The sequence below is a fragment of the Streptomyces sp. a15 genome (assembly GCF_059026085.1).
Genome location: NZ_JBWLKM010000164.1, coordinates 1 through 8,151 on the forward strand (window position 1 = coordinate 1; position 8,151 = coordinate 8,151).

Annotated in this window: 7 protein-coding genes and 1 pseudogene; 4 read left to right on the top strand and 4 right to left on the bottom strand. The window is 71.4% G+C overall.

The genetic code is table 11. From position 1 onward, the window contains the following. Positions 1-15 precede the first annotated feature (15 nt). Both AC5P09_RS50630 and AC5P09_RS50635 read right to left on the bottom strand, forming a co-directional pair. A complete protein-coding gene (locus AC5P09_RS50630) occupies positions 16-1,239 on the bottom strand; it encodes an IS110 family RNA-guided transposase (protein ID WP_493880421.1) in 1,224 nt (407 codons plus the stop codon). A 657-nt stretch (positions 1,240-1,896) separates the two neighbouring features. Beyond that, positions 1,897-2,391 (bottom strand): annotated as a pseudogene (locus tag AC5P09_RS50635) (RNA-guided endonuclease InsQ/TnpB family protein); the annotation flags it as partial. 183 nt (positions 2,392-2,574) lie between these two features. On the opposite strand from AC5P09_RS50635, the gene AC5P09_RS50640 reads away from it, so the two are divergent. After that, positions 2,575-3,456, top strand: coding sequence for a Gfo/Idh/MocA family protein (locus AC5P09_RS50640; RefSeq protein WP_493880422.1), 882 nt, complete (start codon positions 2,575-2,577; stop codon positions 3,454-3,456). Between the two features lie 40 nt (positions 3,457-3,496). On the opposite strand, the gene AC5P09_RS50645 is transcribed toward AC5P09_RS50640, so the two are convergent. Both AC5P09_RS50645 and AC5P09_RS50650 read right to left on the bottom strand, forming a co-directional pair. Beyond that, positions 3,497-3,838, bottom strand: coding sequence for a hypothetical protein (locus AC5P09_RS50645; protein ID WP_493880426.1), 342 nt, complete (start codon positions 3,836-3,838; stop codon positions 3,497-3,499). A gap of 103 nt (positions 3,839-3,941) precedes the next feature. Further along, positions 3,942-4,838, bottom strand: a complete 897-nt coding sequence (locus AC5P09_RS50650; protein WP_493880423.1) for a GNAT family N-acetyltransferase — start codon at positions 4,836-4,838, stop codon at positions 3,942-3,944. A 342-nt stretch (positions 4,839-5,180) separates the two neighbouring features. Here AC5P09_RS50650 and AC5P09_RS50655 point away from each other — a divergent pair, with 342 nt between their 5' ends. From AC5P09_RS50655 to AC5P09_RS50665, 3 genes are all read left to right on the top strand, one after another. Beyond that, complete coding sequence (locus AC5P09_RS50655) at positions 5,181-6,371, top strand: beta-1,3-glucanase family protein (protein ID WP_493880424.1); 1,191 nt, start codon at positions 5,181-5,183, stop codon at positions 6,369-6,371. 39 nt (positions 6,372-6,410) lie between these two features. Next, entirely contained in the window at positions 6,411-7,550 is a 1,140-nt protein-coding gene (locus AC5P09_RS50660) for a PP2C family protein-serine/threonine phosphatase (protein ID WP_493880425.1), read from the top strand. Between the two features lie 240 nt (positions 7,551-7,790). Further along, positions 7,791-7,997 (top strand): hypothetical protein, encoded by a 207-nt coding sequence (locus tag AC5P09_RS50665; protein ID WP_053748300.1) that lies wholly within the window; start codon positions 7,791-7,793, stop codon positions 7,995-7,997. The last annotated feature ends 154 nt before the right edge of the window (positions 7,998-8,151 follow it).

Here is an 8,151-nt window from a genome sequence, read left to right on the forward strand (position 1 = left end):
CCATGCCGTTAGAGGTCAAGCGGCTTGGAGGTGTGCGTGGTGCGACCATGCGGTCGCTTCGTCGTAGTGGGTGCGGGTTTTGAGGCAGCCGTGGAGGATGCCGACGAGGCGGTTGCCGACCTGGCGGAGGGCGGGGTTGTAGTCGACGTCGCGGGCTCGTTGCTTGTCGTAGTAGCGGCGGGCGCCGGGTGATGCCTGCAGGGCGCAGAACGCCTGGCGTTGGAGGGCGTCGGCAAGGCGGTTGTTGCGGACATACCGTGCCTGGACGGTGTGGCTCTTGCCGGAGGCGCGGGTGACGGGGCTGGTCCCGGCATAGTTCTTGCGCGCCTTCCCGGAGGCGTATCGAGTGGGGTCGTCTCCGAACTCGGCGAGCACCCGGGCTCCGGTGATCTCCCCGATGCCGGGCATGGAGAGGTAGATCTCAGCGTCCGGGTGCGCGAGGAAATGTGTCTTCACCTGCTCTTCCATCGCGACGATCTGCTCATTCAGCGCGATGATCAGCCGCGCGTGAGCGGTCACGGCGGCCGCGTAGGCCGCGGTGACCGGCTCCGGCAGGGTGAGCTGCCGCTCACGCAGCGCGGCCTGGATGGTGGCCGCCTTCGCCTCCCGGTTGCGTCGGCGGTGACGAGCCAGGACAGCCGTGATCTGCGTGCGGGTCAGCTTCGCCGCGGTTGCTGGCGTGGGGGCCTTGATCAGCAATTCCAGCGCGTCAGTGCTGGTCAGGGCGAGGTCGGCGTAGGCGGCCAGGGCAGCGGGGAAGTACTCGCGCAGCGTGCTGCGCAGCCGCTGGAAGGTACGGGTCCGTTCCCAGATCAGCGTCTGGTGGGCGCGGGCGACGACCTTGACGGCCTGGGCCTGGTCGCTGTCCCCGGCCACCGGTCGCAGCTGGTCACGGTCGATGCGGACCATGTCGGCGAGCGCATGGGCGTCGCCCTTGTCGCTCTTGGCCCCGGAGGAGGCATACCGTTCCTTGAACCGGGCCACCTGCCGGGGGTTGATCGCGTAGACCTGGTAGCCGGAGGCGATCAGGGCCTGAACCCACGAGCCCCGGTCGGTCTCGATACCGACGATCACCGCCGCGGGATCCAGCCCGCCGCCATGGCGGGCGATGAGTTCGTGGAGCCGGGCGATGCCGACCACGCCCTCGGGCAGGTTCGCTGCGGCCAGCTTGCGGCCGGCCTCGTCCTGGAGCTCGACATCGTGGTGGTCTTCAGCCCAGTCGTCACCGATCAGCAGCAACAAGCCCTCCCAAGTTCGTTCCTGGTACTACGTCGTAGCCTGCGGAAGGCACGCGCGCGGCCTAATGGATCCAGTGCTCACGCCCCGCAGGGCGGGCACGCCACCCCATCAGCGGTCTGGCCTCCCGGCCACCAGCAGGGGCACGGTCTGACACCAGAACTCGACTGCTTCCGGCGGCGATAGTGCTCACCTGCTGACGGCTACGGAACCGAGCATTCCCCGGCCCCGTAGCTCCCATTAGGCGGGACAGGGCGTCCGTCCCCGTCGGGCAAGAGGCGGTCCCGTTCGCCCGCAGCTCCGCGGACACTGAGCGACGGCCCCATCGATAACACCCATGCACCCCTCCTACTCGCCGCGGCCCTGCTCGACTCCGACGCACACGGCGCCGGCTGCGTGAGGCGCGCGACCGGCTCGGGGCCGCACTCTCTCGCGACGGCACTCAGCCGCAATGAGAGGCGAAGCCGCAGGTCCGAACGGATGGACGGCTTGTGCCGGTGCCCAGCGTTCCCGGCTGGGTCCCGTGCACCGACACAATGCCGTCGGCGCCGTCAGGAGCCGTGCGGGCAGTTGCCGCGGGGGCACAGGAACTGTTCTTGACTTGCTCCTCGGGCTGAAGAAAGCCCGGGGATTCTGGCCTTCTCGTCCGTCGCTGTGCCGCTATACGGCACAGGTTGCGGGCGGGGATCCGTGGCTTCCTGTTTCTTCGCGCTGTGCCGGGACAAGTCCTGGTCTTACCGGCGCTCCGCAGGCTGATGCCGCCAGTCCGGCGGCCGTCTTTACGTTGATCGCGGCGTTGCGGTCCCGGTCGTGGAGGGTGCCTCAGGCGGTGCAGGTCCGGGAGGTCGGCTCGAACCGGCCGATCTTGACCAAGGTCCGGCCGTACCGGGCGGCTTTGTACTCCAGCATGTGCACGAATGCCGACCACCCGGCGTCGTGGATACTCTTGGCCAGCCTGGTGCGTGCGAGTCCGTTGACCGCCAGGTCTTCCACGCCGATCGCTTGGTTGTCGCGGATCAGCTTGGTGGAGAGCTGGTGGTGGAACTCACGGCGGGCGTCGGCCACCTGTGCGTGGGCGCGGGCCACCTTGAGGCGGGCTTTCTCGCGGTTCTTGGATCCCTTCTGTTTACGGGACAGCTCGCGTTGGGCTCGCTTTGCGGGCGACCCCGGAACGGGGACCGGCAATGTCACCGGTCTCGTGACCCGCCGCATCCCACCGGAGGGGCAGAGACCTTGGGGGGCTTGCGCGTCCGACAGGTCCGTGTGACACGCTCACCCCGACCGTTCGGACCTCCGGCACGGTCGTGACGAGGTCGTACGGCATGGAGAGGCGACGGCATGCGCATCGGACTGCTCGGCACCGGTCCCTGGGCCCGGATGGCCCACGCCCCCGCCCTCGGCGGACACGAAGGACTGGACTTCGCCGGGGTGTGGGGCCGTCGTACGGAGGCGGCCAAGGAGTTGGCCGACCTGTACGGCACGCGTGCCTACGACGATGTCGACGCGCTGCTCGCCGACGTGGACGCGGTGGCCGTGGCCCTGCCCCCGGCCGTACAGGCGCCGCTCGCGGTGCGGGCGGCGCGGGCGGGGTGCCATCTGCTCCTGGACAAGCCCCTTGCCGCGACCGCGGAGGACGGGCGGGCCGTCGTCGAGGCCGTCGAGGCGGCCGGTGTCGCCTCGGTCGTCTTCTTCACCGCGCGCTTCCAGTCCGAGACCGAGACGTGGATCGCCGAACAGGCGGGCGCAACGGGCTGGTTCACCGGGCGGGCCGAGTGGCTGGGCTCGGTGTTCACCAGCGACAACCCCTTCGCCGACTCGCCGTGGCGGCGGGAGAAGGGCGCCCTGTGGGACGTGGGCCCGCATGCACTGTCCGTACTGCTGCCGGTACTCGGCGACGTGCGGCGAGTGGCGGCGGCCGCGCACGGGCCGCGCGACACCGTGCACCTGGTCCTCGACCACGCGGGCGGCGCGTCGAGCACGCTGACGCTGAGCCTCACGGCACCGCCCGCGGCGGCGGGAGCCGCCCTGGAGCTGAGGGGCGAGACGGGGGTGACGCTCCTTCCGGAGAGCTCTGAGGAGGTCCTCACCGCCTTCTCCCGGGCCGCGGACGCCCTGCTCGACGCCGCCCGCACCGGCCGCCCGCACCCCTGCGACGCCCGCTTCGGACTGCGGGTCACCGAGATCCTCGCGGCGGCCGAAGGCATGCTGGACGCCGGTTGACTCCAGCCGGAGGGTGTGACCCCAACCGGAGGAGGCCCGCTCACTCCTCGTCCTCCTCGTCGGCGAACGGCTCGTCGCTCCACCGGAACCAGGCCCGGTCGCCCTCGATGTGCAGCAGGAACTCGGGCACGGGGCCGTCCGGCGAGGACAGCGACACACGGCGCCGGATCTCGTCGTGGACCGTCTCCCATTCCTTCCAGTGGTCCTCGTCGTCCCGTTCGGCCAGGGCGAGTTCGCGGGCGAACAGCTCCTGTACCGCGCCGTAGGCCGGACCGGCCGTGAACCGACCGGCGAGCCACGGAAAGTCGACGTCGTCGATCAGGATCTCCCCGACCGCCTGGTCGCCGCTGCGCACCCGCCAGACCTCACCGTCGAACCCCACCACGCCTCCGTCGCCCGCCACCGATCCACCCGACGATCAGCATGCCACCCAGCACCGACAGACGGCCCGAACCGCCTGTCGGTGCCGGGAGACCTCGATCACCTCAGCCGATGCGCGGAACCTGGAAGTTGATGCGCTCCCGCACCACGGGGAAGCCCGCCTTGGCGAAGTTGGCGGCCATCGGGAAGTTGCCCTGGTCCGTGGCGGCCGAGACGAACTCCGCGCCCTGCTCGACCAGGAAGTGGGTGCACTCCGCCAGCAGGTCGTAGGCGTAGCCCCGTCCTCGCTGCTCCGGCAGGACCCCGATGAAGCCGATGCAGGGGCCCGCCGGGTTGTGCGCCGGGATGTGGATGCCGACCGGGTCTCCCTGCGGGGTGCGGGCGACCTGCCACCACTCCCGCGGCGACGGGCACCAGTGGAAGAAGTCCAGTTCCTCCTGGGCCGCCTGCTCGACTCCGCCCTCCTCGATGGCCCGCAGGGCGTGCGCGTCCAGGGTGACGGAGTGGATGCGGCGCAGGGCGTCGAGGAAGACCTCGTCGTCCGGTTCGGGGCCGAAGACCAGACGGCCGGGCCGTTCGGGCAGGCCGCGCTCCGGTGTCCAGCGGTACAGGAAGCGTTCCACCAGGAGCTCGTATCCGGCCTTGCGGGCGGCGGTGAAGCGGGTTTCGGCGGCCGCGCGCAGGGCGGGGTCCTCGCGCCAGCCGCCGGGCAGGTTCAGTTCGAGTTCGACCTGCCAGGGGGCGGTGCGCAGGAGTTCGGCGCCGGCCTCCTCCTCGCCTTCGGCCACGTCGAACCAGTTGACGTTGACGGGTTCGATGTCGTCGGGGCCGCCCCACCAGGCACCGCGAGCCACGACTTCGCCGTCGCGCAGGGCGATCCGCTTCCAGTCGGGGCGGTGCCGGGTGAGCCGGTGTCCTTCGCGTGCGCCGAGCGGGTCGGGCAGGGCGTCGAAGAGGTGGGTGTCACGCTCGTCGAGCGCGCGGATGACCATGTCGGTCATGGGTGTGTCCTCCGGGATGCGTACTGCGTGAAGCGCTCCCGGTCAGGCGAAGCACGCCGGGGCAACGGAGAGGGAGCGCTGGGTGGTTGTGGACTGCACGGCACTCGCCTCCTTCCGTCGGTCTCGGGGCGTGACGCCTCACGGTACACCGCTTAAGCGGTTCTTAAGGCCGAATTAAACGCTCGCGGCGCCCCTGGGCCGGGACGCCCGCCGTACGTAGCATCTGGGCCCAACCACGGCGTGAGAGCGCTCTCACGAACGCGCGGCACTCGCACGGCTGTCGGCGCACCAGCTCAACTGCTTCAGGAGACCCCCCACATGCCCCCCACATGCCCCCCCCACATGGCACCTCGTCACCAGCGCACCCTCGGCCGTCGCAAACTCCTCTTCGCCCTGGGCGGAGCCGCGGTGGCCGCACCCGCCGTCGCCGCGCTGGGCCCGTACGCCCTCGCCGGCACCTCCACCGAAGCGGCCGCCGGCGCCCTCCCGTTGACGATCGTCAACGCCAGTGGCTCCTTCGACAACACGGGCGTCCACGTCTACATCGTCGGCAACCAGGACGGCCGACAGGTGCGCGTCGCCCCCGACGGGACGCTCGTGCCGATCGCCCTGTCCGACAACGGCGCCGACGGCTACACCGACTACGCGATCAGCCTCGCCGGGAGCGGCGAGACCCGGCTGTCACTGCCGTACATGTCCGGCCGGATCTATGTGTCACTGGGCCAGAAGCTGAAGTTCAAGGCGGTCACGGACGGGGCCGGCAACGCCGCGCTGCAGTACCCCGCCGGCTGGGTGACCTCGGACCCCAACTACCCGATGCTGCATGACTGTGCGGAGTTCACGTACAACTCGGCGGGCATGTTCTGCAACACGACCATGGTCGACATGTTCAGCGTGCCCATGAGCATCCGCCTGACCGGCGCGCAGGACCGGGCGACGGGCACCCTGCGTGCCTCGGGCCGGGCGGAGGCCTTCGCCGCGGTACGGGAGGTCGCGGAGTTCGCGCCGCTGGTCGTGGCGGACCGGCGGATCATCGCCCCCGGTCATGGGCTGGACGCCGGCCTGTTCCCCGAGGACTACTTCGCGCCGTACATCGACGAGGTGTGGAGCACGTACACGGGCAAGGACCTCACGGTCACCACGAACGCCGGCGCCTTCACCGGCCGGGTGCGCGGCGACCGGCTGACCTTCGAGGGGCCCGCGCCGGTCTCCTTCGCCCGGCCCACCACCCGGGACGTGCTGTTCTGCGACGGGAACCTCGCCGCACCCAACGCCGGCACGACCGGTCCGGTCGCCGCCGTGCTCGGCGCCGGTTTCAACCGCTCGACGCTGCTGAGCGCACCTGCCCAGCCCACGACCGACGCCGCGGCCTTCTACCGGACCACGCTCACCAACCACTACGCGAAGGCGATCCACGCGGCCACCGAGGACGGCAGGGCCTACGGCTTCGCCTTCGACGACGTGGCCGACTTCGCCTCGTACATCCAGGACACGGCACCCACGGGGATACGGCTGACCCTCACGCCGTTCTAGGGCAACAGGCGCCAGGAGCGTCCCCGGCCCCCGCATGCGATGCGGGGGCCGAGGGAGCAGCGTAGGGGTGTGAGCACAGTGCGCGGCCGGTGGTCGCGCCCCGACCGGGACCGGCGTGGCTGGCTGCGGGGCGCGCCTCCGCCGCGCTGGGTGCGGGTGCTGCCGGCCGCTCTGCTGGCGGCGGTGTGCGGGGCGACCCTGGTCAGCTCCGAGCCGCTCGACATCGGGTTCGTGCTGGGGGCCATCCCGCCGCTGGCCGTCCTGTCGTACGGGCCGGCGGCGACGGCGGGGCTCGGCGGTCTGGTGGTGGCGGTGCTGTTCGTCCCGGCCTTCCATCTGAACGATCCCGGCAGCACCGATCTGCTCACCGTCTGCTTCGTGGCGGCACTGAGCGTGTTCGTGTCGTTCGTGCGCAGCCGCCGGGACGCCCAGCTGGTCACCGAGCGGGCCGTGGCGCAGGCCGCGCAGCACGCCGTGATGTCACCGCTGCCGCCGAACGTGGGGCCCGTGCGGTGTGCGGGGCTGTACCGGGCGGCGCAGCGCGGGACGCTGGTCGGCGGTGACTTCTTCGATGTGCGCGACGGGCCTTTTGGCGTACGGGCGGTCATGGGTGACGTGCAGGGGCACGGGCTGTCGGCCGTCGCGACGGTCGCCTCGCTGCTGGGCGCGTTCCGGGAGGCGGTCCTCGACCAGCCGGACCCGGAGTCGGTGGCGGCCCGGCTGGACCGCAGGCTGGTGCTGGACTCGGCCGGTGTGCGGCACTCGGAGCTGTTCGCCACGGCCGTGCTGCTGGAGTTCGCGGCGGACGGGCGGGCGGTGCGGATCGTGGCGTGCGGGCATCCCGCTCCCCTGCTGCTGCGGGGCGGACGGGTCGTCGAGCTGGAGGTCCCGGCCGGCAGCCCGCTCGGTCTCGGGCTGTCCGACGCCGTGCCCCCGGTCGGCCGCACGGTGCCCCTGCGGCCCGGGGACCGGCTCTTCCTCGCCTCCGACGGGGTCAGTGAGGCCAGGGACACGGCCGGCGTCTTCTACCCGCTCACCGAGCGGCTCACGGGCTTCGCGGACGACGCCCCGGACGCCCTGGCGGGGCACGTGTGGGCGGACCTCACCCGCTACAGCAGGGCCCTCCACGACGACGTCACGATGCTCGTCCTGGCGCCCGGTACGCGAGGGCGTCCCTGACGCCCCCTGCGGAGAGGACGCCTTCCCGGTCGGCCGAGCCGTCCGAGTCGTCCGACACCCCCGTGGGACGCCCTGGTGAGCGCTCGGGCATCCCGGGCCGGGCGGGGTGGCCGCCCGGTCTTCCGGGACGGATCCGCGGTCCCTCGGGATGCAGGGTGCGTCCGGGCGTTGAATGGTGATATCGGGACCGGTGAGGGAAACCGGGACCGAGGAACGATCCGGATCCGAGGAGCAGACATCATGCCGACGTCACAACCCGACGCGACCGGGCCGTCCGAGGACCGTGCCACCCCGGACGCCCTGCTCCACGCCCGCACCGGCACGGACGTGTCACCCGAGGACGTGGTCCTCGCCTCGGGCAAGGACCTCACACCGCGCAACCTGGAATGGGCCCGGCGCAAGCTGGAGGCGGAGGGCCCGGCCGCGCTGGACAAGCTGCTGCCCTAGGGGGTGTTTCGAAAGTCCTGTGCGGTGCCCGCGGTGTCCGGTGCGTGCTCTCGGCGTGCCGGACGAAAGCCCTCGTACTGGACGTACTTGGGCTTTCGGCCGGTGCGGCGAGAGTGCGTGCCGGGCGCCGTGGGTGCTGTGCGGGACTTTCGAA